20 protein-coding genes and 1 tRNA gene are annotated in these 24624 nt (G+C 71.2%); 10 read left to right on the forward strand and 11 right to left on the reverse strand.

Features of this window, described 5'->3' with window-relative positions:
* Nucleotides 1–24: 24 nt before the first annotated feature.
* Both ACFY8U_RS03330 and ACFY8U_RS03335 read right to left on the reverse strand, forming a co-directional pair.
* Nucleotides 25–609 (reverse strand): DUF3291 domain-containing protein, encoded by a 585-nt coding sequence (locus ACFY8U_RS03330; RefSeq protein WP_389564973.1) that lies wholly within the window; start codon nt 607–609, stop codon nt 25–27.
* 32 nt (nt 610–641) lie between these two features.
* Nucleotides 642–1391, reverse strand: a complete 750-nt coding sequence (locus tag ACFY8U_RS03335) for a helix-turn-helix transcriptional regulator (RefSeq protein WP_389564976.1) — start codon at nt 1389–1391, stop codon at nt 642–644.
* Nucleotides 1392–1614: 223 nt separating this feature from the next.
* On the opposite strand from ACFY8U_RS03335, the gene ACFY8U_RS03340 reads away from it, so the two are divergent.
* The gene (locus ACFY8U_RS03340; RefSeq protein WP_389564979.1) at nt 1615–5604 is read left to right on the forward strand and encodes a Pls/PosA family non-ribosomal peptide synthetase; all 3990 of its coding nucleotides are present in this window, start codon (nt 1615–1617) and stop codon (nt 5602–5604) included.
* Nucleotides 5605–5653: 49 nt separating this feature from the next.
* Nucleotides 5654–7060, forward strand: coding sequence for a M1 family metallopeptidase (locus ACFY8U_RS03345; RefSeq protein ID WP_389564982.1), 1407 nt, complete (start codon nt 5654–5656; stop codon nt 7058–7060).
* Nucleotides 7061–7170: 110 nt separating this feature from the next.
* On the opposite strand, the gene ACFY8U_RS03350 is transcribed toward ACFY8U_RS03345, so the two are convergent.
* Nucleotides 7171–7917: an SDR family oxidoreductase gene (locus ACFY8U_RS03350; RefSeq protein ID WP_389564990.1), complete on the reverse strand. Its 747-nt coding sequence runs from the start codon at nt 7915–7917 to the stop codon at nt 7171–7173.
* Between the two features lie 118 nt (nt 7918–8035).
* Between ACFY8U_RS03350 and ACFY8U_RS03355 the strand changes: the two genes are divergently transcribed.
* A complete protein-coding gene (locus ACFY8U_RS03355; RefSeq protein WP_389564992.1) occupies nt 8036–8536 on the forward strand; it encodes an RrF2 family transcriptional regulator in 501 nt (166 codons plus the stop codon).
* A 151-nt stretch (nt 8537–8687) separates the two neighbouring features.
* Here ACFY8U_RS03355 and ACFY8U_RS03360 read toward each other — a convergent pair whose 3' ends face one another.
* Nucleotides 8688–11105, reverse strand: a complete 2418-nt coding sequence (locus tag ACFY8U_RS03360) for a PEP/pyruvate-binding domain-containing protein (protein WP_389564995.1) — start codon at nt 11103–11105, stop codon at nt 8688–8690.
* Between the two features lie 70 nt (nt 11106–11175).
* Between ACFY8U_RS03360 and ACFY8U_RS03365 the strand changes: the two genes are divergently transcribed.
* On the forward strand, nt 11176–11751 hold the full coding sequence (locus ACFY8U_RS03365; RefSeq protein ID WP_361757137.1) for a TetR family transcriptional regulator C-terminal domain-containing protein: 576 nt from the start codon (nt 11176–11178) through the stop codon (nt 11749–11751).
* Between the two features lie 47 nt (nt 11752–11798).
* Complete coding sequence (locus ACFY8U_RS03370) at nt 11799–12233, forward strand: VOC family protein (protein ID WP_389564998.1); 435 nt, start codon at nt 11799–11801, stop codon at nt 12231–12233.
* 164 nt (nt 12234–12397) lie between these two features.
* Here the strand turns inward: ACFY8U_RS03370 and ACFY8U_RS03375 are convergent, their stop codons facing one another.
* From ACFY8U_RS03375 to ACFY8U_RS03385, 3 genes are all read right to left on the reverse strand, one after another.
* Nucleotides 12398–13663: an acyltransferase gene (locus ACFY8U_RS03375; RefSeq protein WP_389565001.1), complete on the reverse strand. Its 1266-nt coding sequence runs from the start codon at nt 13661–13663 to the stop codon at nt 12398–12400.
* A 2-nt stretch (nt 13664–13665) separates the two neighbouring features.
* Nucleotides 13666–15816, reverse strand: coding sequence for a bifunctional polysaccharide deacetylase/glycosyltransferase family 2 protein (locus ACFY8U_RS03380; RefSeq protein WP_389565004.1), 2151 nt, complete (start codon nt 15814–15816; stop codon nt 13666–13668).
* A 158-nt stretch (nt 15817–15974) separates the two neighbouring features.
* Nucleotides 15975–16172, reverse strand: coding sequence for a hypothetical protein (locus ACFY8U_RS03385; RefSeq protein ID WP_361594932.1), 198 nt, complete (start codon nt 16170–16172; stop codon nt 15975–15977).
* Between the two features lie 384 nt (nt 16173–16556).
* Between ACFY8U_RS03385 and ACFY8U_RS03390 the strand changes: the two genes are divergently transcribed.
* On the forward strand, nt 16557–17507 hold the full coding sequence (locus tag ACFY8U_RS03390) for a glycoside hydrolase family 16 protein (protein WP_389565007.1): 951 nt from the start codon (nt 16557–16559) through the stop codon (nt 17505–17507).
* Nucleotides 17508–17700: 193 nt separating this feature from the next.
* On the forward strand, nt 17701–17871 hold the full coding sequence (locus ACFY8U_RS03395; RefSeq protein ID WP_389565010.1) for a hypothetical protein: 171 nt from the start codon (nt 17701–17703) through the stop codon (nt 17869–17871).
* Here the strand turns inward: ACFY8U_RS03395 and ACFY8U_RS03400 are convergent.
* The 3 genes from ACFY8U_RS03400 to ACFY8U_RS03410 form a co-directional block, all read right to left on the reverse strand.
* Nucleotides 17864–18406, reverse strand: a complete 543-nt coding sequence (locus ACFY8U_RS03400) for a TetR/AcrR family transcriptional regulator (RefSeq protein ID WP_389565013.1) — start codon at nt 18404–18406, stop codon at nt 17864–17866. The genes ACFY8U_RS03395 and ACFY8U_RS03400 overlap by 8 nt on opposite strands.
* A gap of 535 nt (nt 18407–18941) precedes the next feature.
* Nucleotides 18942–20228 carry an aminotransferase class V-fold PLP-dependent enzyme gene (locus tag ACFY8U_RS03405; RefSeq protein ID WP_389565016.1) on the reverse strand — a complete coding sequence of 429 codons (1287 nt, stop codon included), beginning with the start codon at nt 20226–20228 and terminating at the stop codon, nt 18942–18944.
* Nucleotides 20229–20610: 382 nt separating this feature from the next.
* Nucleotides 20611–20684, reverse strand: a tRNA-Pro gene (locus tag ACFY8U_RS03410).
* Nucleotides 20685–20811: 127 nt separating this feature from the next.
* On the opposite strand from ACFY8U_RS03410, the gene ACFY8U_RS03415 reads away from it, so the two are divergent.
* Together ACFY8U_RS03415 and ACFY8U_RS03420 are read left to right on the forward strand one after the other, a co-directional pair.
* Complete coding sequence (locus ACFY8U_RS03415) at nt 20812–21522, forward strand: transketolase (protein WP_389565019.1); 711 nt, start codon at nt 20812–20814, stop codon at nt 21520–21522.
* A gap of 23 nt (nt 21523–21545) precedes the next feature.
* A complete protein-coding gene (locus tag ACFY8U_RS03420; RefSeq protein WP_389565022.1) occupies nt 21546–22439 on the forward strand; it encodes a transketolase family protein in 894 nt (297 codons plus the stop codon).
* Nucleotide 22440: 1 nt separating this feature from the next.
* Here the strand turns inward: ACFY8U_RS03420 and ACFY8U_RS03425 are convergent, their stop codons facing one another.
* Nucleotides 22441–22812, reverse strand: coding sequence for an MmcQ/YjbR family DNA-binding protein (locus ACFY8U_RS03425; RefSeq protein WP_361594924.1), 372 nt, complete (start codon nt 22810–22812; stop codon nt 22441–22443).
* 532 nt (nt 22813–23344) lie between these two features.
* On the opposite strand from ACFY8U_RS03425, the gene ACFY8U_RS03430 reads away from it, so the two are divergent.
* Entirely contained in the window at nt 23345–24544 is a 1200-nt protein-coding gene (locus tag ACFY8U_RS03430; protein ID WP_361594922.1) for an acyl-CoA dehydrogenase family protein, read from the forward strand.
* Nucleotides 24545–24624 lie beyond the last annotated feature (80 nt).

Genomic DNA, 24624 nt, shown 5'->3' on the forward strand with positions numbered 1-24624 from the left:
AGGACACCGAGACGGTGCGGGCGTTCAGACCACCGCCGCGTCCCCGGCCGGAGTCGGACGCGTGGTCGTGGCGGGCTGCTCGTCCCGCGCCTGCGGAACGACCTGGTCATCCTGCGCCGGCGGAATCACCTGAAGGTCCTGGGCGGCCTCGGCGGCGCTGTAGGCGGAGGCGAAGGTGAAGGCGCGCGGGGACGGCCCGTGCGCCCGCAGGTCCGCCAGTCGCTCCAGCGCCTCGTCGACGGTGGGGAGGTGCCCGGCGGGGACCCACCAGAGCACCAGGTGCGCCTCGACGTGCCGTTCGAACCATTCGCGGCGCCGCCGCATCACCTCCAGGTGCCCGCTGCGGTACGCGAAGTCCCACAGGGCCTCCTGGGTCTCCCACACCGTCAGGTTGACGATGACGTCCTCACCCGCCGGGCGCAGGCCGGTGGCGTCGGCCGCACCGTCCTCCACGAGCCGCCACACGAAGCCGGGGGCGTCGTCAGCGGCCGCGTTGACCGGATCGAGCAGCTCGACGAACGGCGCGATGCGCGGGTCGTCGAGGGGATGGCGGAGTGTGGCGACGTTGAGTTGGGCGAGGTGGGCGGCAGGAGGCGTGGATGCGGTCATGGCCTCATCCCAGCACGGTCGGCTTTTCTATGTCAATCATCATTGGTTTTAGAACTCTCGACCACCACGCAGCACTCACCCGGCCGGGCGTCCAGGCGCGCGCGCACGGGACCGTCCGTACCGAGCAGCCCCTCCAGGAGCGCGAGATTCATGCCGCAGACGAGCGGCGGGAAGCGTTCGGCGACGGCATGGAAGGGGCAGTTGCGCATACGGACGACAGGCGCGACCTCCCCGGCCTCCCCGGCCACGGCTGCGGCTGCGGCACCGGCCTCCCCGGTCGCACCCTCGGCACCGGCCTCCCCGATCGCACCCGCACCGCCTTCCATGTGCGGTTCGTAGCCGCGGGCGGCCAGCACCGCCATCGCGTCTTCGAGGCCGCCGCAGGGCGCCGCCGAGCCGCGCAGGGCCTCGCCCCGGCGGCGGGCGGCCGCGCAGAGCCCGGCGTCGAGCCCGGCCTCCTCGGCCGCCTCGGCGAGCAGCTCGGCGGCGGTGCGGTAGTCGCGGGCGGGCAGCGACACCGACCGCTCGGCCGCCGCCCGCGTGTACACCTTGGCGGGGCGGCCCGCCCCCGGCCCCGAGCGGCCCGTCAGACGGCGGCTCCCACTCTCCAGGAGACCGGCCTCGGTCAACTTGTCCAGATGGTGCGCGGCGAGCGTCCGCGCCACCCCGGCCGCTTCGGCGGCCTCGTTGCGGCCGACCTCGCGCCCCTGGCCCGCCACGTACTCGTACAGTCGGCGCCGCACCGGATCCTGCAGCATCGCGATCGCGTTGATGTCCTCCACCTGGCCATTCTAGGAACAATCCAGGTTGGAGTTAGAAAGCGCGGACTGCTCTTCGGAAGCCGCTCCAATACCGCCCGGTACCGGCCACGCGCAAGGCGTCGGCCGGTAAATCCTTGCCGACGCACTAGACTGGCGGGCTGTTTGGCGTCGGAACGGAACAACCCGGGCAGACCCGGGCTCCGCCGACGACCCGGACGTTGCCGGGAACGAGACGCGAGGTCCGATGGCAGCCACACCTGAGCACGGTGAGATCACTCTGCTCCACGACGGGGACGCGGGGGAGGAGGAGCCCGGCAAATCCGCCCGGTTCTCCGCCGGCCCCGCCGCACCGGTGCGCACCCTCGTCGACATCTTCGAGGCGTCCGTACGGGCCTACCCCGACGAGCTCGCCCTCGACGACGGCAGCACCCGGCTGACCTACCGCACCCTGGCCACGGAGGTCGAGCGCCGGCGCCGAGCCCTGGCTGCCGCCGGAGTGGGGCTCGGCGACCGGGTCGGCGTCCGCGTGCCCTCCGGGACCAACGACCTGTACGTGGCCATCCTCGCCGTCCTCGCCGCGGGCGCCGCCTATGTGCCGGTCGACGCAGAGGACCCGGACGAGCGGGCCGAGCTGGTGTTCGGCGAGGCCGGAGTACGCGCCGTCCTCGGCGCCGGCGGGCGCATCGACGCCGCCGCCGGCGAAGCGACGGAGCGCGAAGCCACCGGCCGCGACGCCACCACCGCCCGCGACGCCATCACCGCCCGCCACGTGACCGGCCGCGCGGGGGCCCGTACCCCCGCCGCACGCCCCAGCCCCGAGCACGACGCCTGGATCATCTTCACGTCCGGTTCCACGGGCAAGCCCAAGGGCGTCGCCGTCAGCCACCGCAGTGCCGCCGCGTTCGTGGACGCCGAGGCGGCGCTCTTCCTCGTCGAGGAGCCGATCGGCCCCGGCGACCGGGTCATGGCGGGACTCTCCGTCACGTTCGACGCCTCCTGCGAGGAGATGTGGCTCGCCTGGCGCTACGGCGCCTGCCTCGTGCCCGTCCCCCGCTCCCAGGTCCGCAGCGGCGCCGACCTCGGCCCCTGGCTGGTGGAACAGGAGATCACCGTCGTCTCGACCGTGCCGACCCTGGCCGCGCTCTGGGAGCCGGAGACCCTCGACGAGGTCCGGCTGCTGATCTTCGGCGGTGAGGCCTGCCCGCCCGAGCTGACCCAGCGTCTGGTCACCGAGGGCCGCGAGGTCTGGAACACGTACGGCCCCACCGAGGCCACCGTCGTCGCCTGTGCCTCCCTCATGACGGGCGAGGAGCCGATCCGGATCGGTCTCCCGCTGAACGGCTGGGAACTGGCCGTGGTCGACGAGTCCGGCGAGCCGGTGCCGATGGGCGGCAGCGGCCAGCTGGTGATCGGCGGCGTGGGGCTCGCCCGCTACCTCGACCCCGAGAAGGACGCCGAGAAGTACGCGCCGCTGGAAGCCCTCGGCTGGGAGCGCGCCTACCGCAGCGGCGACCTGGTCCGCGCCGAACCGGAAGGTCTGGTCTTCCTCGGCCGGGGCGACGAGCAGATCAAGCTCGGCGGCCGCCGTATCGAGCTGGGCGAGGTCGACTCCGCCCTCCAGGCCCTGCCGGGCGTCGCCGGTGCGGCCGCCGCCGTCCGTACCGCGCGCAGCGGCAACCAACTGCTCGTCGGCTATCTGGTCACCCAGGACGGCTGGGACCACGCGGCGGCGGTCGAGCGACTGCGCGCCGAGCTGCCCGCCGCCCTCGTACCCCTGCTCGCGCCCGTCGCCGAGCTGCCCACCCGCACGTCGGGCAAGGTGGACCGGGACGCGCTGCCCTGGCCCCTGCCCGACCTGGAGACCACCGGCCCCAGCGAGCAGCTGTACGGCACCGAGGCCTGGCTCGCCGAGCAGTGGAGCGAGACGCTCGGCGTGGCCGTCACCAGCGCCGCCGACGACTTCTTCGCGATCGGCGGCAGCAGCCTCGCCGCCGCCCAGCTCACCACCCGGCTGCGCACCCGCTATCCGAGCGCGGCCGTCGTCGACATCTACCAGCAGCCCACTCTGCGCAAGCTCGCCCGGCGCCTGGAGAAGTCCGCCCAGGACGACGGCGCCACCCGGACCGTCGCGCCGGTCCCGTTCCGGTCCCGGCTCGTCCAGACCGTCCTGCTGCTCCCTCTCTTCACCGTGGTCGGCCTCCGCTGGACGGTGGCGCTCCTTGCCCTGGGCAACGTCCTGCGCTGGTTCGGGCCCTACCCGTGGGCTCCGACGGCCTCGTGGTGGTTCGTCGCCGCCGGCGCGGCGCTGCTCTTCAGCCCTCCCGGCCGGCTCGCGATCGCGGCGGGCGGCGCCCGCCTGCTGCTGCGCGGGGTGAAGGCGGGGCGCCACCCGCGCGGCGGCAGCGTCCATCTGCGGCTGTGGACGGCCGAGCGTCTCGCCGAGTGCGTCGGCGCGACCTCGCTCACGGGCTCCTGGCTGGAGCGCTACGCACGGGCTCTCGGTGCCAAGGTCGGCCCCGACGTGGACCTCCACTCGCTGCCGCCGGTCACGGGCATGCTCAAGCTCGGCCGCGGCTGCGCCGTGGAGTCCGAGGTGGACCTCTCCGGCTACTGGCTGGACGGCGACCGGCTGGAGATCGGCCCGGTCAAGGTCGGCGCGGGCGCGGTGGTCGGCACCCGCAGCCTGCTCTTCCCCGGGGCGCGGGTCGGCAAGCGGGCCGAGGTGGCCCCCGGTTCGGCCGTCGCCGGACAGATCCCGACCGGACAGCGCTGGGCCGGAGCGCCCGCGGGCAAGCTCGGGAAGGCCAAGCGGAACTGGCCCAAGGAGCGACCGGCCCGCGCGTTCCGCTGGCGCGCCGTCTACGGAGCGACCGGCTTCCTCCTCACGGCTCTGCCCGTGCTCGCGGCCCTGCCCGCCCTGCTCGTGGTGAGCCGCTTCGTACCCGCCGACGCCGGGCTCGCCGAGGCACTGCCGGGAGCGCTGCTCGCCGTGGTGCCCGGGGCCCTCGCCTACGGGCTCGCGTACGCGTCGCTGGTGCTGGTCTCGGTACGGCTGCTCAGCCTCGGGCTGCGCACCGGAAGCCATCCGACGCACAGCCGGGTCGCCTGGCAGGCGTGGACCGTCACGCAGCTGATGGACATGGCGCGGGAGACGCTCTTCCCGCTCTACGCCGGGCTGATCACCCCGGTCTGGCTGCGGCTGCTCGGGATGAAGATCGGCCGGGGCGCGGAGGTGTCCACGGTGCTCGCGCTGCCGAGCCTCACCACCGTCGGCGACGGCGCGTTCCTCGCCGACGACACCCTGACCGCGCCCTACGAGCTGGGGGGCGGCTGGGTGCGGATCGGGCACTCGGAGATCGGCCGCCGGGCGTTCCTCGGCAACTCCGGCATGACCGCGCCGGGCCGCACGGTGCCCGACGACGGTCTGGTCGGGGTGTTGTCGGCGACGCCGAAGAAGGCCAAGAAGGGCAGCTCGTACCTGGGTCTGCCCCCGGTCAGGCTGCCGCGGTCCGCCGCCGACTCGGACCGGAGCAGGACGTACGACCCTCCCGCGCACCTGCTGTGGGCGCGCGGTCTGGTGGAGCTGTGCCGGCTCCTGCCGGTGTTCTGCTCGGCCGCCCTGGCGGTCCTGACCGTGGCGGCGCTCTGCGCCCTGGCCACGGCGACCGGGCTGGGGATCTGGGGCACGGCCCTGCTGTCCGGGGCGGTCCTCCTCGCCGCCGGTGCGGCCGCGTGCCTGGTCTCGGTGGCCGCCAAGTGGCTGCTGGTGGGCCGGCACCGGACGGGCGAGCACCCGCTCTGGTCCGGCTTCGTGTGGCGCAACGAACTGGCCGACACCTTCGTCGAGGTGCTGGCCGTGCCGTGGCTGATCGGATCGGTGCCGGGAACGCCGCTCATGGCCCTGTGGCTGCGCGCGCTCGGGGCACGGATCGGCCGGGGTGTGTGGTGCGAGAGCTACTGGCTCCCCGAGACGGACCTGGTCGTGCTGGGTGACGCGGTCAGCGTGAACCGCGGTTGCGTGTTGCAGACACACCTCTTCCACGACCGGATCTTGAGGACGGATACTGTGGTCCTCCGCGAGGGCGCCACCCTGGGCCCGGGTGGAATCGTCCTGCCCGGCAGTGCGGTCGGGGCCCGTAGCACGCTGGGTCCCGCCTCTCTCGTGATGGCCGGGGAATCGGTCCCCGCCGACACCCGCTGGCTGGGCAATCCGATCGAGGCGTGGCGGGCCTGAACGGGCAGTACGAGCACGGCACAGCACAGGGCAGGGAGCGGGAGCGGCAGTGAGCGGCCAGCGGACATCGGCATCGGACCCGTACTTTCCTGAGCACGGCGACTCCCGCTACCGCGTGCATCGGTACGAACTCGCTCTGGAGTACCGTCCCGGCCCCAACCGGCTCGCCGGGACGGCCCGGCTCAGCGCCATAGTGGGACGGGCGCCGCTCACCGAGTTCCATCTGAACCTGGCCGAGTTCAAGGTCGGCCGGATCCTCGTGAACGGCCGGGCGCCGCACTACACCCACCGCGGCGGCAAGCTCCGGGTCCGGCCGGCCAAGCCGCTGACCGCGGGCGCCGCCTTCACGGTGGAGGTGCACTACGCGGGCAATCCGAAGCCGGTCCGCAGCCCGTGGGGCGGGCTCGGCTGGGAGGAGCTGACCGACGGCGCGCTGGTGGCCAGCCAGCCCGTCGGCGCGCCCTCCTGGTACCCGTGCAACGACCGGCCCGCCGACAAGGCCTCGTACCAGATCTCGGTCAACACGCCCTCCGCGTACACCGTGGTGGCGGGCGGCCGGCTGCTCACCCGTACGACCAGGGCCAGCACGACCACGTGGGTGTACGAGCAGTCGGCGCCCACCTCCAGCTATCTGGTCGGCCTCTCCATCGGCATGTACCAGACGGTGCTGCTCGGGGACCCGGGGCTCGGTGGTGTGCCGCAGAGCGCCCATGTACCGGCGCATCTCCTGCCGCGCTTCTCGCGTGACTTCGCCCGGCAGCCCGCCATGATGCAGCTGTTCGAGGAGCTGTTCGGTCCCTATCCGTTCGGCGAGTACGCGGTGGTCGTCGCCGACGAGGAACTGGACGTCCCCGTGGAAGCGCAGGGTCTCTCCCTCTTCGGCGCCAACCATGTCGACGGCGCGCGCGGTTCCGAGCGCCTCGTCGCCCACGAGCTGGCGCACCAGTGGTTCGGAAACAGCGTGACCATCGCCGACTGGCGGCACATCTGGCTGAACGAGGGTCTGGCGAAGTACGCCGAGTGGCTCTGGTCGGAGCGCTCCGGCGGCCGCACGGCCCACGACCTCGCGGGAGTCGCCCACCGGATGCTGGCCGCGCTGCCGCAGGACCTGAAGCTCGCCGACCCCGGACGCAAGCTGATGTTCGACGACCGCCTGTACGAGCGCGGTGGTCTCACCGTGCACGCGATCCGTTGCGCCCTGGGTGACGGGGCCTTCTTCCGGATGCTGCGCGACTGGGCCACCGTGCACCGCAACGGCGTGGTGACGACCGCCGGCTTCACCGCGCACGTGGCCCGCTACGCGGACGAGCCCGTGGACGACCTGCTCACCGCCTGGCTGCACGAGCCGTCCCTCCCGCCCCTGCCCTCGCCCCATGGCTCCCCGTCGATACCGGAGCGCCCGGCGTACCCGCCGACGAACGGCGGTTCGACGGGCCGGGGCAGAGCCTCCGCGTAGCGCCTGGACCGGCTCGCGGAGGCCGCTCCTGTGCCCTCCTCTTCGGATCTGCGCCTGAGCGCTGGCGAACCCGTCTTCGCCTGCGGCCGCGGCCCCGGGGCCCGTCCCGATCAGCGCGTGAGGGTGGCGGCCAGCCAGTCGCGGTAGTGCGTGGGGGCCCGGCGGGCACCGGCACCCGCGGTGAGGACGTCGCCGCGGACGGCGGCGAACATGCCCGCCTGGTCGTCGGTGACGACGCGGCTGTCGTCACCGCGCGCGGCCAGGGTGATCCGGCCGATCTCGTCCAGCGCGAGGACGTCCGGTCCGGCGACGTCGAGCGTGCCGTCGAGCGGCGCCCCCGTGGCGACCTCGGCGAGGGTGGCGGCCACGTCCGCCGACGCGATCGGCTGGAGCGGGGTGGCGGGGAGGCGGACGACGCCGTCGGCCGAGGTCCAGGAGAGCACGGCGTCCATGAACTCGAAGAACTGGGTGGCGCGGACGATCGAATACGGCGTGGGGCCCTCGCGCAGCAGGTCCTCCTGGAGCACCTTCGCGCGGTAGTAGTCCAGCTCGGGGACCTGGTCCACGCCGACGATCGAGAGCGCGACCTGGTGGCGCACCCCGGCCTGCTCACCCGCACGGAGCAGGGTGCTCACGGTGGTGCGGAAGAAGTCGGCGGACCGGTCGTCGAAGGTCGGGGAGTTGGTCACGTTGACGACCGTGCGGGCGCCGGCGAGTGCGTCGTCCAGACCGGCGCCGGTGAGCAGGTCGACGCCCGTGGACGGGGAGGCCGGGACCACGTCGTGGCCGGCCTTCCGGAGCATGGCGACGACCTGGGAGCCGATGAGGCCGGTGCCGCCGATGACGGTGATCTTCATGGTGTGCCTTCCTTCGTGGGCCGGTGACGGCCCCGGGACGCAAACTCGGATACCCGATGTCCGAGATGATACTCGGATATCATGTGTCCGAGTCAAACGGGGAGGATGGGGAGGCGACATGAAACTGTCCGGTGGCGTGGAGTGGGCGCTCCACTGCTGTGTGGTCCTGACAGCGGCGAGCCGACCGGTGCCCGCGGCCCGGCTGGCGGAGCTGCACGACGTGTCGCCGAGCTATCTCGCCAAGCAGATGCAGGCCCTGTCGCGGGCGGGTCTGGTGCGATCCGTGCAGGGCAAGACCGGCGGGTACGTGCTGACCAGGCAGGCCGCCGAGATCACCCTGCTCGACGTCGTGCAGGCCGTCGACGGGCCCGAGCCGGCGTTCGTCTGCACCGAGATCCGCCAACGGGGGCCACTGGCGACCCCACCGGAGAAGTGCACGAAGGCCTGTCCCATCGCCCGGGCGATGGGAGCGGCGGAAGCCGCGTGGAGGGCATCGCTCGCGGGGACCACCATCGCCGACCTCGTCGCGACGGTGGAGGGCGACAGCGGGCCGGACGCTCTCCCGGGGGTCGGTGCCTGGCTGACGGCAGGGCACGATGCGCCGACGGGCGCCGCTTAGCGGCCGCGCGTGCTCGCGCGCAGTGGGCGCCCTCCGCGCGAGCACGCGCCGAGGGCGCCGCTGAGGCCGGACCGCGCTAGCACGCGCCGAGGGCGCCCACCGACCGCACGGCCCGACACCCCCGGCTCAGCCCCGCCGTTCGCGCCGGCGGCTACTCGAAGGTGACCGTGCCCGCCGCGCCGTCGACCGTGATCAGCTGCCCGGTACGGATGTGCCGCGTGGCGCCCGGGACGCAGATGACCGCGGGGATGCCGTACTCCCGCGCCACCGTCGGCCCGTGGGCCATCACCGCGCCGGTCTCGGTGACGAGCGCGCCCGCGGTGAGGAAGAGCGGGGTCCAGCCCGGATCGGTCGTCGGCGCGACGAGGATCTCGCCCGGTTCGACCGTCGCGCTCGCCGGGTCACGGACCACGCGGGCCCGTCCCGTGACGCGTCCGGAGGCCGCGCCCATGCCCAGGAGTGTGCGACCGTCGGACTGCGGCGCCGGCAGCAACGTCTCCACGTCCGTACCGTCGGAGAGCAGGGCCACCGGAACGGTCCGGCGGTGCAGCTCCCTCTCGTACTCCGAGCGCCGGAGCGCGATCGTCTCGCGCCGGTCGTCACCGTCCTGCACGGCCCCACGGAGCTCGGGCAGCGTGAGGAACATGACGTCCTCGGCGCGCTCGACCAGCCCCTTCGCCCGCAGTTCGGCGCCGATCAGGAGGAGGCGTCGACGCCGGTCACGCAGCGGGTAGAGCCCGGCGAACTTGCCCGCCTCGCGCAGCCCGGTCAACTCCCGGGAGCGGCGCAGGAAGAAGGCGGCGAGCCGGCCGCGGAGGGCATGCTTGCGGCGTGCCCTGCGCGTGAGTTCGGCGAGCATCTCCTCGGCCTTGTGCGCGGCGCGCCGGAACCGCAGGTCCGGGGCCTGCTCGGGGTCGGTGACCCGCAGGCAGTTGGCGAGCATCGCGAACACGGGCGCGGGGTTCTCCGACCAGCGCGGGACGCCGACGTCGACCTCGGCGGCGGACCTCGTACCGTACTGGTCGAGGAACGCCCCCAGGCCGAACTCCGGCAGCTCGCCCGCGCGGTGGGCCGAAGCGAGCTCCTGCGGTGGGGTGTCGAGGAGCATCTCGCGGTACGGCTCGGCGCGCCGGGCCATCTGCCACAGGGCGAGATCCATCTCGATCGTGACGTTGTACGGCATGCCGCCGAGCACCGTGCGGATCTCGTCCTCGCTCGCGACCCCCTTGAGCAACGGCGGAAGGGCCGCGGAGACGACGAGTCCGCTGACGACCGGCCAGATGATCGCGTCGGATCGCATACCCGGCTCCGCGTCCTCCTCGACCAGTTCGAGGAGCTCCGCGGCCGAGGCCGGGTCGGTGACCGGCTGCTGCCGCAGGCGCTCGATCTCGCCGAAGACGCGCGCTCGCGCCACCGCCGGGCGGGCCAGCGCGCCGAGAATCCCGACAGCCGCCTTCGGACCGCTCTTCAGCGCGGCCGCGCCGCGTCGCCTGGCATTCTTCCGGGGGGCGAACCGCGGGTCGTCCAGGAGGTGTTCGACGACCCTCTGGGCGCGCGGTCCGAAGTCCACCGCCATCATCTTCACCAGGCGCTGCCGTGTCGACGGGTCGCGCATCGCGTCGGTCAGGTCGCCGTAGAGCCGGCCGCCGATGTCGACGACCTCGACCGTGAGGCCGAAGGCGGCGAACATGCCCGCCAGCATCGACTTCAGCGTGGACATTCCCATGGGTGTGGCGGGCTGGAGCATGCCCTGGACATGGCCGAACTCGACGTAGATCCGGGGGCCGGGTCTGTCGCTGGGCGGCGGCGCCGGGAAGAGCGTGGTGACGGGCCGCGACTGGAGCAGCCACAGCACGCCGTCATGGTCGTAGGCCCACTCGACGTCCTGGGGCGCGCCGAGCCCGGCCGCGACGCGCTCGCCCACCTCGCGCAGCTCCCGCAGGCGGGCCGGGGTGAGGCAGCCGCGCTCCTCGATCCGCTCGCCGCCGAGGACGTAGTGATCGGCGTCCACCGTGCCGTCCACGACCGCGGTGCCGAGACCGGGCGCGGCGTCCACGACGGACTCGGCGCGCGAGCCGGTAAGAGGGTTGGCGGTGAACAGCACGCCCGCGACCTCGGCGTCGACCATGGGCTGTACGACGACCGCCATCCGCGCCGAGTCATGGGCGATCCCGTTGGCCTCCCGGTAGGCGATCGCGCGCTCGGAGTGCAGCGAGTCCCAGCAGCCCCGGATGGCGTCGATCAGCGCGTCGGCGCCCGTGACGCCGAGATGGGTGTCCTGCTGGCCGGCGAAGCTGGCGTACGGCAGGTCTTCGGCGGTGGCGCTGGAGCGGACCGCGACCGGCCCGCCGCCGATCCGGTCGTACGCCGCGAGCACCTCGGCCCGCGGCACCTCGCCGCTGCGGTGCGCCTCGGTCGTGACACAGAAGCCGTCCGGCACGCGCTCGCCCAGGGCGATCAGCGCGGCGAGACCGGCGGCCTTCCCGCCCACCAGGTCCCGCTGCCCGTCCTCGACGGCCGCCAGGGGGAGCACGAGCACGCTGCCCCCATCCTCCACCTCGATGTCCATGCCGATCCCCTTTTCCAATACGACTGCAATGGATAAGGTAGACGATACAGGTGCAATGTAAAGTGCGTGCATGCCTCGCAAGGTCGACCACCGTGAACGCCGGGAGCTGCTCGCCGACGCACTGATGCGGCTCGCCGCCATGCGCGGCCTGGAAGCCGTGAGCCTGCGGCACGTGGCGGCCGAGGCCGGGGTCTCGACGGGGATGGTGCAGCACTACTTCCGCACCAAGGACGAGATGATGTCGTTCGCCTTCGGCATGGTGATGGACCGGGTCCGTGAACGCTCCATGGCGGAGGCGCTGCCGGAATCCCCCCGCGACCTCGTCCGCGCCCTGCTCCTGCAGATCCTGCCCCTGGACGACACCCGCCGGCTCGAGGGCCATGTCTCGCTCGCCTTCCTCGCGTACGCCACGGTGAAGCCGTCGATCGGTGCGGGACTGCGAGACTCCGCCGCCGAGATGCGTACGTTCCTGGCGGACCGGATACGGGCGGCCGGGGCCGGGGGCGACTCCCCCGAACGGGCGGCGACGGCCCTGCTCGCACTCGTCGACGGTCTCGGCATGCAACTGCTCTCGCACCAGTTCAGCGAGGCGGAGGCCGTCGCCACCCTGGACGCCCAACTCGAGCTGATCTTCGGCAAGTCCTAGCGCGCGAGGTTCGCGGGATCCGCCGGACCGCGTGCTAGCTTCCGATCATGGAACAGCGCGTCAGTCTGATCACCCTGGGCGTCGCCGACCTCGGACGTTCCCGGGCGTTCTACGAGAGCCTGGGCTGGCGGGGCCAAGAGGTCGAGGAGACCGTCTTCTTCCAGGCAGGTGGCCTCGGGCTCGTCCTGTGGAGCCGCGACAAGCTCGCACGCGACTGCGGACTCGACAACGGCCACGGGACGGGCTTCGGCGGCATCGTCCTGGCGCACAACACGAACGCGCCGAAGGACGTGGACGCGCTCCTGGCCGCGGCCCAGCAGGCCGGCGGGACCGTCACGAAGCCGGCCGAGGCAACGGCGTACGGCGGCTACGCGGGGTGCTTCGCCGACCCCGACGGCCATCTGTGGGAGATCGCCCACAACCCGGGCTTCCCCCTGGCCGAAGACGGCTCCCTGACCATCCCGGACTTCGGCGCCCTGTAGAGCCGTACGGGAGTCACGGCGGCCATGACCGGCACCGCGCGGAGTACGCCGGATCCACGCACCACACCGCCCGCCCACGGACCGCGTCCCGAGCTCGACGCCTGCCGGAATCGGGGGCGCGAGTCACTGCCGTCCCGGCACTTCCGCGGATCGGACGGCCCGCGTCAGGCACCGGCCCGGCGCCTGCCGCGCACGCGGCGCGGGTACGGGAAGAGCCGCGGAGAGCGCTTCGCGGCCACGTCCTCGACCCAGCCGAAGGTCAGCACCAGCAGTCCGGTCAGCGGGATCGCCACGATCAGCGGGAACCACTGGCTGCTCAGCAGCCACCGGAAGTGCTCGTAGAAGAAGCCGACGGACCAGAGGGGGTCGATCAGCGGGATGGCGGCCACCAACGCGACCTGGTGCCAGAGGTAGACGCTGACAGCGCGTGCGTTGAGCAGGCTGATCAGGCCGTTCCAGCGTTCCAGTCTTCGGGGCCACTGCTCCCACGAGGGGCTGACGTGGAGCAGGATGGCGACGAAGCCGAAGGACCACAGGGCCTGGGCTATCGGCCAGCTCTCGATGTCGGTCGGCACGGTCGGATCGACCGGCCGGGTCTGCAGGTACCACCAGCCGGCCACCATGATCAGCGGCGCGACGGACGGCACGACGTACTGCGGGATCTTCTTGAGCAGACCCTCCTGGTGAGCCATGCCGAGGACCCAGCAGGAGCCGAACATGGCGAAGTCGCTGAGGTTCTCCCAGACCCGGCCGTAGAGGAACTCCTGGTCGATGAAGAACGTGTGCAGCACGATCGTCACCGCGAGCGGTACGGACAGCGTCACCACCGGCATCCGCCGCAACGCCCAGAGCAGCAACGGGGAGAGCAGGACGTACCAGAGGTACGCGCGGAGGTACCAGAGCGGGACGACGACCTGCACCGCCCAGCCCTGCCCCACGAGATGGTCGAAGCCGTTCAGCGATTCCGCGTACGGCGGAGTGCTCAGCGGCACGAGCCAGAACAGCAGCTTGCCCCACCACCAGTCGGGGTGCCCCTCGGCCTCGGGCCCCCAGCCGTCGACGATCTCGAGGGTGAGGATGACCGCGCCGAACAGCCACATCGGCGGCAGCAGTCGGCGCAGGCGGCCCCGGACGACGCCGAGGGCGGGCCGGCTGAGCGAACGGGCCATCAGCGCCCCGGCCAGCGCGAACATCACGCCCATGGACGGGAAGACGACGGGCAGCCAGAACCAGCCGAAGTTGTGGTAGAACACCACGCGAACCAGCGCCAGGGCGCGCAGCAGGTCGAAATAGCGGTCTCGGCCGCCCTTGGCCCTGGACGGTGCCGTGGGGTCCGTCTCCGGCTCCTGCCTCGGTTCCCCTCGCAGAGCGGCGGGTACGCGCAGCCGGAGGGTGTCCTGGGTTCCCCCGAACTCGAACGATGCGGTCATGATCAGGCCTCCACCGGCACGGCGACCTCGCCGGTGCGCCGGAGCTTCTGCCAGCGCAGTCGGCCACCGGTCAGCGCCGTGATCGTGGACTGCAACAGGACGATGTACATCAGCTGCCGGTAGACCAGTTGCTGGATCGGCAGGCTGATCAGATGCAGGGGCTTCTCGCCGTCGAGCCGGAAGGCGTACCAGGACAGCACGGCCTGGAGCAGGATGAAGCCGCCCCAGCTGGCGAGAGTGATCGGGGCGTCCGCGAACAGCACGCCGTACAGCAGGAACATGTCGACCAGCGGCGCGAGCAGCGGGGCGACCACGCCGAACAGCACGACGAGGGGCAGCCCGATCCGGCCGAAGCGCCCGGCCGGACCCCGGGAGATCACGGCGCGCCGGTGCTTCCACATCGCCTGCATGCTGCCGTAGCTCCAGCGGTACCGCTGGGACCAGAGCTGCTGGATGCTGGCGGGGGCCTCGGTCCACGCGCGGGCGCGCTCGGCGTAGACGATCCGCCAGCCGTCGCAGAGCACCGCCATGGTGATGTCGGTGTCCTCGGCGAGGGTGTCGTCGCTCATCCCGCCGACCCGCCGCAGGGCCTCCTTGCGGAAGGCGCCGACCGCTCCGGGGATCGTCGGAATGACATTGAGCATGTCGTACATCCGGCGGTCCAGGTTGTGACCGAGGACGTACTCGATGTGCTGCCAGGCGCCGATCAGGCTGTCGCGGTTGCCGACCTTGGCGTTGCCCGCGACCGCGCCGATCCCCCGGTCGCCGAACGGCTGGACCAGCTCGCGCACGGTGGACGGCTCGAAGACGGTGTCGCCGTCCATCATCACGATGATGTCGTGCGACGCGGCCGCGATACCTGTGTTGAGCGCGGAGGACTTGCCGCCGTTGGCCTTGCGGATCAGCCGGACGAACGGCAGGGCCATCGCCTCGACGATGTCCGCCGTGCCGTCGGTGGAGCCGTCGTCGATGACGATGACCTCGATCGGATAGTCACTGACTGCCAGCGAGTTGAGGGTGTTCGCGATGCACTCGCGTTCGTTGTAGGCCGGGACGAGGACGGTGACCGGCTCGGTGACGGGTGATCCCCACGCGTTCCGCCGCCGGGAGCGCCGGGCGTGGAGCGGCGCGAGGACCAGCATCAGCGCGAACCGGCCGAAGTTGAGGAAGCCGACGACAGCCAGCAGCGCGACCAGCACCGGCAGGGTGAACACGGCGGCCTGGCTGGCCCAGATGAAGCACCTGCCCGCCCACAGCTTGTAGCCGTGCACCGGCACGGTGGCGTCGGTGGCGCCGAGCGCCTCGGAGACGGTGGCGAAGCGGTACCCCTCGCCCTGCAGCTTCACGATGATCTGCTCGAGCGCGGCGAGGGTCTCGCTACGGTCACCACCCGCGTCGTGCAGCAGGACCAGCTCGCCCGCGCCGGGCTTGCGCGGCATCGCCGCCTCGACGATCGCGTCGACGCCGGGACGCTTCCAGTCGTCGGTGTCGCGGTCGATGAACGCGGTGAGGTAGCCGTGGGAGCCCACGTACTTGATCACCGGGTAGTTCCAGTTGTCGAGCGCCGAGGCGTCGGAGGAGTACGGGGGGCGGAACAGCGCGCTGTGGACGCCCGCGACGCCGGCCAGCGCCAGCTGCGTCTGCGCCAGCTCCCAGCTGATCCGGGCTTCGGACTGGTACACCAGATCGGGGTGGGTGAAGGTGTGCACACCGATCTCGTGGCCGCCCGCGACGATCTGCCGGATCAGCTCCGGGTGGCGCGTGGTCATCGCGCCGGTCACGAAGAAGACCGCGTGGACGTCGTGGGCCGCGAGCACGTCCAGGATCTTCGGGGTCCACTCCGGTGAGGGGCCGTCGTCGAAGCTCAGGACCACGGTGCGGTCGGGGACCCGGTAGCTCACCGGGCGCTCGTTCCTGTCGCCGCGCGCGTCGATGATCGGGCCGCCCTTGAGCAGGTTCTCCGGCACCGTCGTCTTGTCGACCGAGGTCGCGATCCGGTCGTCGTGGAAGGCCTCGTTGGTGGCGAGGCCGCGTAGGACGAGGAGCGCGAGCAGGCAGGCCAGCAGGGACAGCGGCATGAAGAAGCGCAGCGGCGGCGCAGCCAGTCGGCGCGGTCTCAGCAGGGACTGCCGACGACGCTGGTGGCGGGACAAGGGCGCTCCTGGAGATGGGTGGTGCGGACGATCAGGCACGCTCGGCTTGCCCGCAGGCGTTGCTGGGGGCGGCACGATGGTCGCGGTATGCCGTGGAATGTCGCGACGTTCGGCGTGACGGCCGAACTTTTCGGGTGGGGTGTCGCGGGCCGCGCCCTCTAGAGCAACGAGGGAGGCAGGGGTCCCCTGGGAGGCAAGTACGAGGGCTTCGGCGGAATCTCCATCGCCGGGGCGTCCGACTGCATACCGATCAGGCTGCCGCCCATGGCGGCCGCCAGGATCGCGCCGACCACGGAGACCGGCCAGCCGAAGCGCCGGAACAGACGGCTGCGCAGACCCGACTGGTCGACGAACACGGGTGCCGGGACAGGCTCTCCGTGGCGTGATTCGGCCACGCTGGGCTGTGCCGGGTATGCCGGCGCAGGCCCGAAGGATGTGGAGACTTGGCGCATCTCGTGTGGCCTTTTTGTGCAGGGAGGTAGACGGCTGAAGCGTAGAGCCGACCGCAGCGGATGACCCTGATCGATTGGTGCGTGATATCCGCTTTTGACATGATCCGATCGAGTGTCGTAACCGGATCGGTATGTCGACGCGCGGGTCGGGACCCATGAACGGCCGGTCGGGCACACGCGGCGGAGTGGCCGAAACCCTTCGCTAGGATGACGCCTCCATTCATGTGATCAGCGTTCGCCCCCCTGCAAGGGGCGTGCCCAGACGTGCCCCCGCCCCAAGGAGCCTGCGTGAGCCAGCCCCGCCGCCCCTCTCGTCGCCGCACGTGGACGGCGCTCACGCTGCCCGTCCTCCTGTGCGCACTCGCCGCGTGTTCCGCCGACCCCGCGGCCGGCGGGGGCGCCCACGCCGGCGGGCCCGCGCAGGACGCCTCGCCGGCGCCCACCGGACCGCCGGGAACCCTGTTCGACGACTTCAACTACACCGGCGCCGACGACCCTTCCCTCGCCGCGCACGGCTGGGAGATCCGTACCGGCGGGGGCGGCCCGGGGATCAAGGACACCTGGAGCGCCGACGGCGTCGCCTTCCCCTCCGACCCGACGGCCGAGGGGGGCAAGGTCCTGCGACTGCGCTCCTCCACCGACGGCACCGAACAGGGCACCGCGCAGGCCGAGGTTCAGACCACGAGCCGGAACTTCTTCACGGGAACCTTCGCCGCCCGGGTCCACCTCAGCGACAAGCCCACGAGCGGACGCGACGGCGACCACGTCGTCCAGACCTTCTTCCCGATCTCCCCCTCGGACTCCTCGGAGAACTACAGCGAACTCGACTTCGAGTACCTGCCGAACGGCGGCTGGGGTTCGGTGGGTCCGCAGCTCGACAACGTCAGCTGGTACAAGGCCGACCCGCCGGACCGGATCCACAAGACCCTCAAGCGGCGCCTCGGGGGCTGGCACACCATGGTGATCACCGCCATGGACGGAAAGGTCACCTACTCCCTGGACGGCAAGAAGCTGTTCACCAGCTCCGGCAAGTACGTCCCGCGCGAGCAGATGGACATCCACTTCAGCAACTGGCTCATAGACCTCCCCTTCACCGGCGGCCCGCGCATCTGGGACATGAAGGTCGACTGGGTCTACTACAAGGCCGACGAGGCCGTCTCCCAGAAGGACGTCCAGAAGACGGTGGACGGCTTCCACAGCACCGGCACCGACTACATCAACACCGTCCCGAAGCCCTGACCTCACCCGCTGCACGGTCGCCCCTCGACAGGCCCGAGGCGACGGCCGAGCGGACTCTCCACGACACAGCGGGACTGAGCGGGCGCCGGCAGCCCCGCCCCACGAAGCGCACCTCGACCGAGTCGAGGTGCGCTCCGGTCGGTTGAGCGCGCTGTTCCCACCAACTGGTCCCCATCGAAAGGACCCATGCCCGGTGTGGGTCGTTGCGGCGTTCGGCGGTGAGGCAGGAGGCCGGCCGCAGCAGTTCGGTGAGGTCTCCGGCTCCGAGATACGCGGTACGGATGTCGCCCCCATCACCATCGAGATCGACGACGACCTCGAGTCATGGAGCGCCGAGACCTCCTACCGAGAGGCACTCAGTTAGGGCGCCCGCCGGGTGCACCTCCGAGCACACCCAGCGTCGCGGCACGCAGGCATTCGGCCGCCTCGGCCACGGTCATCCGACCCGCGCCGACCTCATCACCGGCGGCGTGCCCCAGGGCCGTCACCGCGGCCGCCAACCAGCCGGCGGGCGGGGCAGGATCGAACTCCCCCGCTGCCTGCCCCTTCTCGATCAACCGTGTCAGTCGCTCCGCGACGGGCTCGTGTCGCTCCCGGTCCGCCACGCCGTCCACGGGAGCTTGGCCGAGGTGAAGCAACACGGGGTTCTGCTCGAACAGGCGCCACCCGATCTCCTGGAGCCGTAGCAGTGCCCCCAGCGCGGGGCCCTCGTCGAGCCCCGCCGCGTCCATCGCCGCCATGGCCTCGCCCGTGATGCGGTCGGCCGCAGCTTCCAGAAGCACGCCGCGGGTGCCGAAGTGCGCGTAGACGGTCTGGCGGGTGACACCGGCCGCGGCGGCGATCGCGGCCATGCCGGCGTCTGGCCGCTCGGCGAGCAGCCGCACCGCCGCGTCGAGCACGGCGGCGCGGCTGCGTTCGGCATCCGCCCGGCGGCGAGGCCGGGCGCGCGGCGGACTGTCCGGGACCTCAGAAGCAGACAACTCTTACACCCTTGTCAGAAACACCAAGCGCCTCTCTGTGGCAAGCAGCGATCACCACGGGCATCGGCGATGCATCGGGCCGGTCCGGCGGTTATCGGCGGGCCGAACCTGGTCGCCCTCAGCCGTCCACCGGCAAGGCGGCCCGACAGCGAGGTGGAGGTCTGATCGGGCAGCGTGAATGCCCTGGCTTCTCTGGTAGGAGGCGTAGCTGTCTGCCCCTGAAGAAGTCGGGGGTTGCCGCTGGGTTGACCTGCAGGATCGAGCAACTTCGGGTACGCGGCCCTACCGCGATCGCGAGCAGGGTCAGGGCCCGGCCGGGACATGACCCGACGCTCGACCGCTGTCGGCTACATGTGGGCCTTCGCCGCCCTGCGCTCCACGGAACCCTCTCCCGCCGTCGCCGGGCCCCGTGCCGAATGCCCCAGTGACGCCCGGGGGAAGCCCAGAACCGCTTTCAACGGGTGAGATCAGCCAGGCTCTCGAGTGCGGTGTCGATCTCTGCTGGGGTGTTGATGACGGCTGTGCCGATGCGGGTGTAGGTCAAGGTGGACAGCCGCACGCGGCGGGCGGCGGCGTGGTCGACGACCTGCTGATGGGTGTGTCCGGCCACGCTGAAACACGTGATGCCCGCTGACAGCTCCGGGTCAGCAGGGGTGTGCACTGTGACCCGGGGAATGGAGCTCAGTCCTTGCTTCACCCGCGTCGACAGCTGTGTGATGCGGGCGGCGACGCGTGCTCGGCCCAACTGTTCATGCAGCGCTACTGCCACCGGCAGGGCGAAGGCATGCTCGAACGCCAGAAACCCGCCGGGTGACAAGGACGCAGCTCCCCCGCTCCCGATGAAGCTCACGAAGGCGGGCCGCAGCTGCTCGAGGACGTCCGGCGCCACCCAGACCAGCCCCGTTCCCCTGGGACCGAACAGCCATTTGTGCGTTCCGGCGATCACCACGTCCGCACCCAGGCCAGCGACGTCCTCGTCGACTGCCGCCAGCCCGTGCACGCCGTCGACGACCAGCAGGCACCGTTCGGCAGGGCTGCGCCCTTCATTGGCCCGGCGTACCACCTCGGCCACCGCACGCACCGGCATCCGAAGCCCCGTGCTCGACTGCACCCAGGTGATCCCTACGACTCGGGTGTTCGGGCGTATCGCCTCGCCGACTGCCGCTGCGATGCCCTCCACCGTCGCGGTGGCCGGATCAGCGAACCAGGACACCAGTCGCACCGAGTTGCCATGCTTTTCGGCGGCCAACCGGGCGGCGGTGCGATGGGAGATGTGGTCGTGCTCCGTCAGCAGGAACTCTTGTCCCGGACGGGTCACGACGCCGTTGTAGACGACTCCCAGCCCGATACTCGTGCTCGCCGTCATCGCGATGTCCTCGGCCCGGCCTCCCAGATAGGCCGCGAGCGCCTCACGTACCCGAGGCCATCCGGTCGGACCGTCGGGCAACGCCATCCCCGTGGGCACCGACAGAGGATTGGCGTCGACCTGTGCACTCAGATGATCCACCGCATCCCGCACCACCTTCGGATGCGAGGCCAGGTAGAACAACGCAAGGTTCACCCATCCCGGCTCCAGACGAAACTGCGCCCGCAAGGCATCCCAGTCCACGCGCCCATCGGGCGTAGTGACCGGCAGCTCCTGTGGAGTGGGCACCCTTGCCACGCCGGAGCCGGGCACGAGGGCGACCGCCACCGCTCCCGCAGATCTCGCCAGCACATCACGCCGACTCGTCATCGGCATCCAGCACCCCTTTACACCGCGACCGGAGAAGCGGTGGCGGAATAGCTGTCGGTGCCCTTCTGATAACGAAGCTACGCGAGGTGGCCGCGGGTGACGACAGCACCATCACCCAAACGGCCCCTGCCGGTGAAGGGATGTCAAGTCAGTCACGGTCTCCAGGCGGCGCATGAGGCCCGCCCGTGGTCACGGAGACCACAGCGTGGTCGGCGTTGCGTCCGGTGGCGAAGGACCGGGGCGAGCCATCCGTGGCAGGAACCTCTTGGCCGGGTCAAGGTGCGCTTCACCCCGGCCAAGTGCGCTGGTCCCCAACAGGTCCCCATGAACGAGTCAGGGGCCGTTTCAGATTGCTCTGAAACGGCCCCTGATCTGCGACTCTTTCGAGTCGGGACGACAGGATTTGAACCTGCGACCCCTTGACCCCCAGTCAAGTGCGCTACCAAGCTGCGCCACGTCCCGATGCCCGTCTGACCTGGGGTTTCCCCCGGCCGAACGCGCATGAGAACAATACCGCACTTCCCCGGGTGGTCACGAACCGCTTTACGGAGTTGACCTCGACCAAGCTTGAGGTTGCACCGTGGGCGCCATGACGAACACGGACATCGGCCGGGACATCGACCCGGACATCGACCGGCTCCACGGCCTCATGGGCCTCATGACCGGCCACGAGAAGCACTCGCCCGCCGCCACCTCCACCCTCGACGCGCTCTGGGTCCTCTACGACCGCGTGCTCCGTATCTCGCCCGCCGGCGTCGACCGCGCCGATCGGGACCGGTTCCTGCTGTCGAAGGGCCATGGGCCGATGGCGTACTACGCCGTCCTCGCCGCCAAGGGCTTCTTCCCCGAAGCGTGGCTCACCGGCTTCGGCTCGTACGACTCGCCCCTCGGGCATCACCCCGACCGGACCCTCGTGCCGGGTGCCGAGATCGGCAGCGGGTCGCTGGGGCACGGGTTGCCGCTGGCCGTCGGAAGCGCGCTCGGGCTGCGGGCGCAGGGGCTCACGGACTCCCGCGTGTGGGTGCTCATCGGCGACGCCGAACTGGACGAGGGCAGCAATCACGAGGCCATCGCCTATGCGGGGCCCGCCGGCCTGGAGCAGCTGCACACGCTGGTGATCGACAACAGCTCCGCCACCTACGGCTGGCCCGGTGGGATCGCCTCGCGGTTCGAGGCCGCCGGATGGTCCGCCGAGACCGTCGACGGACGTGATCACGAGGCGCTGTACGCCGCCTTCACCGCACCCCACCCGGGACGGCCGCGCGCCGTCGTCGCCCGCGTCGAGCCCAAGAACGCCTGACCCCCTTCCAGGAGACCCCCACCATGGACACGATGCGTGACCGCTTCATCTCGACCACCAGCCGGCTGCTCGACGAGGACCCGCGCCTCGCGCTCGTTCTCGCCGAGATCAGCATGGACGGGTTCCGTCCGGCGGAGCGCCGGCACCCGGACCGTGTGATCAACGTCGGCATCCGGGAGCAGCTGCTGATCGGCGCAGGCGGCGGGCTGGCGCTGACCGGGATGCGGCCGGTGCTGCACACCTTCGCGAGCTTCCTGGTCGAGCGGCCCTTCGAGCAGCTCAAGCTGGACTTCGGTCACCAGGGAGTGGGTGGCGTCCTGGTGAGCGCCGGCGCGTCGTACGACTGGCCGGCCGGCGGCCTCACCCACATGGCACCCGGCGACGTGGCCCTGCTCGAGACGCTCGACGGCTGGACGATCCACGTCCCCGGCCATCCGGACGAGGCGGAGACGCTGCTGCGCCAGGCCGTCCAGGGCGACGACCTTGTCTACGTCCGGCTCTCGTTGCAGTCCAACGCCGCGCCCCGCCCGGTCACCCCCGGCCTCAGCACCGTCCGCGAGGGGCGCGCCGGGGTCGTCGCCGCCGTCGGGCCCATGCTGGACAACGTCCTCGCCGCGACGGAGGGGCTGGACGTGACCGTCCTCCATGCCACGACGGTCCGCCCCTTCGACGCCGAGTCCCTGCGCCGCGCCGTCGGCCGGGCCCGCCCGGACGTCGTCCTGGTCGAGCCGTACCTCGCCGGCACGTCGACCGCCGCCGCCAACGACGCCCTCGCCGCACTCCCCCACCGCGTCCTCGGGCTCGGTGTCGCGCGCCGGGAGCTGCGCAAGTACGGCACGATCGACGAGCATCTGGCGGGCCACGGTCTCGACCCGGCCGGACTGCGCGAACGCGTCACGGGCTTCCTCGGCCGGTGACTCAGCCCTGCTCCGGGGGCACGCCCACCTCCGGGTACTGATCCCGGAGGCGGCGTGGAGCCACTTGGCGCCAGGAATCGGCCAGGATGGCGCGGAGCTCCTCCTCGTCGTCGAGGGCACCTATCCGGACACGTACCCAGGCGTAGCCGTCGTCGTGGCCCTCCCGGATGAAGAACTTGGCGGGCTCGGACGCGAGGAGTTCCGCACGCTCCTCCTTGGGACATTTCACCCCTATCGCCTGGTCGTCGTCGTCCAGGGAGGCGAAGATCTTGCCGCCCGGGCCCGCACGGAAGGTGGGCATGCCCCAGGCGAGCTTCTCGACCGCCCCGGGCAGCGAGAGCGCGATGCGGCGAACATCGTCGGCAGTGGCCATACGTCGACCGTACGACCCGCCACTGACACCGACACCCGGGCGGCAGTGACGCCCCCAAACGCGCCCGCCGGTACGTCATCGCAGCGTTTACGCACCGGCGTGCACGCCCCGGACACCCCGGACGCTCCGCACTTCCCGTGACGCGCCCGGAACCCGGATTTCCACTTCGCCCGAAATCGGTTTCTCGTTCACGAGGGAGCGTCCCATGGTGAACAGGTGGCACATGAGGTGATCCGACCCGCCTCACCGCCATATGACCGCCATATGACCACCCATTGTTTGCCTTTGGCATGTGGCAGAAAGATGCCCAAGCGGAATGCCCCGACGACCCGCCCGAACAGGCCAACTCCCCCCGAACCACAGCCGGATTCAAACGTCAACCACCCGGGTTTCGGACAAACTCAGTGGCGATATTGATCCGTCCGAGAAAGATCAACACCATGGAGTGTCGGCCTGTTCGGGACGGGGCCACTGCCGATGCACCACCTGCTCGAACAACCGAACGAGCAGGATTCGCAGAGGAGGGACTCGCATGGACAGCTACTTCGGCAGCCGACTCCATCATCGGCTCAGGGAAACCGTCCGGGACTTCGCCGAACGAGAGGTCCGCCCGCGAATAGCCGAAATGGAATCATCACGCTCGGTGCACCACGAATTGTCCCGGCTCATCTGCGATCAAGGCTGGCTGGGCGCCACGATCAGCCAGGAATACGGCGGAATGGGCGCCGGCCACCTGGCCAAAACCATTATCATCGAGGAACTCTCACGGGTCAGCGGCGCGATGGGCGCCATGGTCCAGGCCTCCCAGCTCGGCACCGCCAAGATCGTCCACTTCGGCAGCGACGAGCAGCGCAAGACCTGGCTTCCCTCCATCGCCGCCGGCGAGTGCCTCCCGACCATCGCGGTCACCGAACCCGAGTCGGGCGGGCATGTCCTCGGCATGACGGCCGATGCCGTCCGTGACGGAGACGACTACCTCCTCAACGGCAGCAAGGTGTTCGTCGGCAACAGCCATGTCGGTGATCTGCACGGCGTCGTGGTCAGGACCGGCCCCGGGTCGAAGGGCCTGACGGCCTTCCTCGTCGAAGCCGATCGCCCCGGCTTCCGGCTCGGCCCCCAGCAGCAGGCCATGGGGTTGCACGGCTTCAGCTTCGGCGAGCTCATCTTCGAGAACTGCCGGGTGCCGGCGTCCAACCGGCTCGGTGACGAGGGCGACGGCCTGGCCGTCGCGTACTCCTCCAGCGTCCTCTACGGCAGGGCCAACCTCACCGCCGTCTCGCTCGGCATCCACCAGGCGATCCTGGAGGAGACGACCCGCTTCTGCGCGGAACGCCACCGCTACGGCAAGCCCCTGCACCACCTGCCCACGGTCAAACTGAAGCTCGGCCAGATGCAGTCCCGGCTGATGACGGCCCGCCTCGCCGCGTACCACGCCGTACATCTGCTCGACCAAGGCCTTTCCTGCGACGCCGAGTTGATGAACGCGAAGCTGGTCAACGTCGAGGCTGCGATCGACTCCGGCCGCAACGCGATGGAGATCCACGCGGCCGCCGGCCTCTTCACCGACCGTCCGATCGAGCGCTACCTCCGCGACGCGCACCACATCTTCGCCCCGGCCGGCACCTCCGACATCCAGCTGCTCCGTCTTGCCGAGGTCGCTCTCGGCCAGGACAAGGGCAGTTGGTCCGAGAAGCTTGCCGACCTCCTCAAGCTGGAGCCCGTGCATGCCTGACCGCGTACACGCAGCAGCGCCCCGGCACGACCACTGAGTCGTCCCGGGGCGCACCTGTTCGGTCCACCGGAGCGGGAGTA

This window comes from Streptomyces sp. NPDC012508 (assembly GCF_042902595.1).
In the GTDB taxonomy this organism is placed as follows: Bacteria; Actinomycetota; Actinomycetes; order Streptomycetales; family Streptomycetaceae; genus Streptomyces.

Excerpts from the sequence above, each read along its gene's own strand:
- ACFY8U_RS03330 (WP_389564973.1), bottom strand. The coding sequence starts at position 609 with ATGACCGCATCCACGCCTCCTGCCGCCCACCTCGCCCAACTCAACGTC.
- ACFY8U_RS03340 (WP_389564979.1), top strand. The coding sequence starts at position 1,615 with ATGGCAGCCACACCTGAGCACGGTGAGATCACTCTGCTCCACGACGGG.
- ACFY8U_RS03350 (WP_389564990.1), bottom strand. The coding sequence starts at position 7,917 with ATGAAGATCACCGTCATCGGCGGCACCGGCCTCATCGGCTCCCAGGTC.
- ACFY8U_RS03355 (WP_389564992.1), top strand. The coding sequence starts at position 8,036 with ATGAAACTGTCCGGTGGCGTGGAGTGGGCGCTCCACTGCTGTGTGGTC.
- ACFY8U_RS03360 (WP_389564995.1), bottom strand. The coding sequence starts at position 11,105 with ATGGACATCGAGGTGGAGGATGGGGGCAGCGTGCTCGTGCTCCCCCTG.
- ACFY8U_RS03365 (WP_361757137.1), top strand. The coding sequence starts at position 11,176 with ATGCCTCGCAAGGTCGACCACCGTGAACGCCGGGAGCTGCTCGCCGAC.
- ACFY8U_RS03370 (WP_389564998.1), top strand. The coding sequence starts at position 11,799 with ATGGAACAGCGCGTCAGTCTGATCACCCTGGGCGTCGCCGACCTCGGA.
- ACFY8U_RS03375 (WP_389565001.1), bottom strand. The coding sequence starts at position 13,663 with ATGACCGCATCGTTCGAGTTCGGGGGAACCCAGGACACCCTCCGGCTG.
- ACFY8U_RS03405 (WP_389565016.1), bottom strand. The coding sequence starts at position 20,228 with ATGCCGATGACGAGTCGGCGTGATGTGCTGGCGAGATCTGCGGGAGCG.
- ACFY8U_RS03415 (WP_389565019.1), top strand. The coding sequence starts at position 20,812 with ATGACGAACACGGACATCGGCCGGGACATCGACCCGGACATCGACCGG.
- ACFY8U_RS03420 (WP_389565022.1), top strand. The coding sequence starts at position 21,546 with ATGGACACGATGCGTGACCGCTTCATCTCGACCACCAGCCGGCTGCTC.
- ACFY8U_RS03425 (WP_361594924.1), bottom strand. The coding sequence starts at position 22,812 with ATGGCCACTGCCGACGATGTTCGCCGCATCGCGCTCTCGCTGCCCGGG.
- ACFY8U_RS03430 (WP_361594922.1), top strand. The coding sequence starts at position 23,345 with ATGGACAGCTACTTCGGCAGCCGACTCCATCATCGGCTCAGGGAAACC.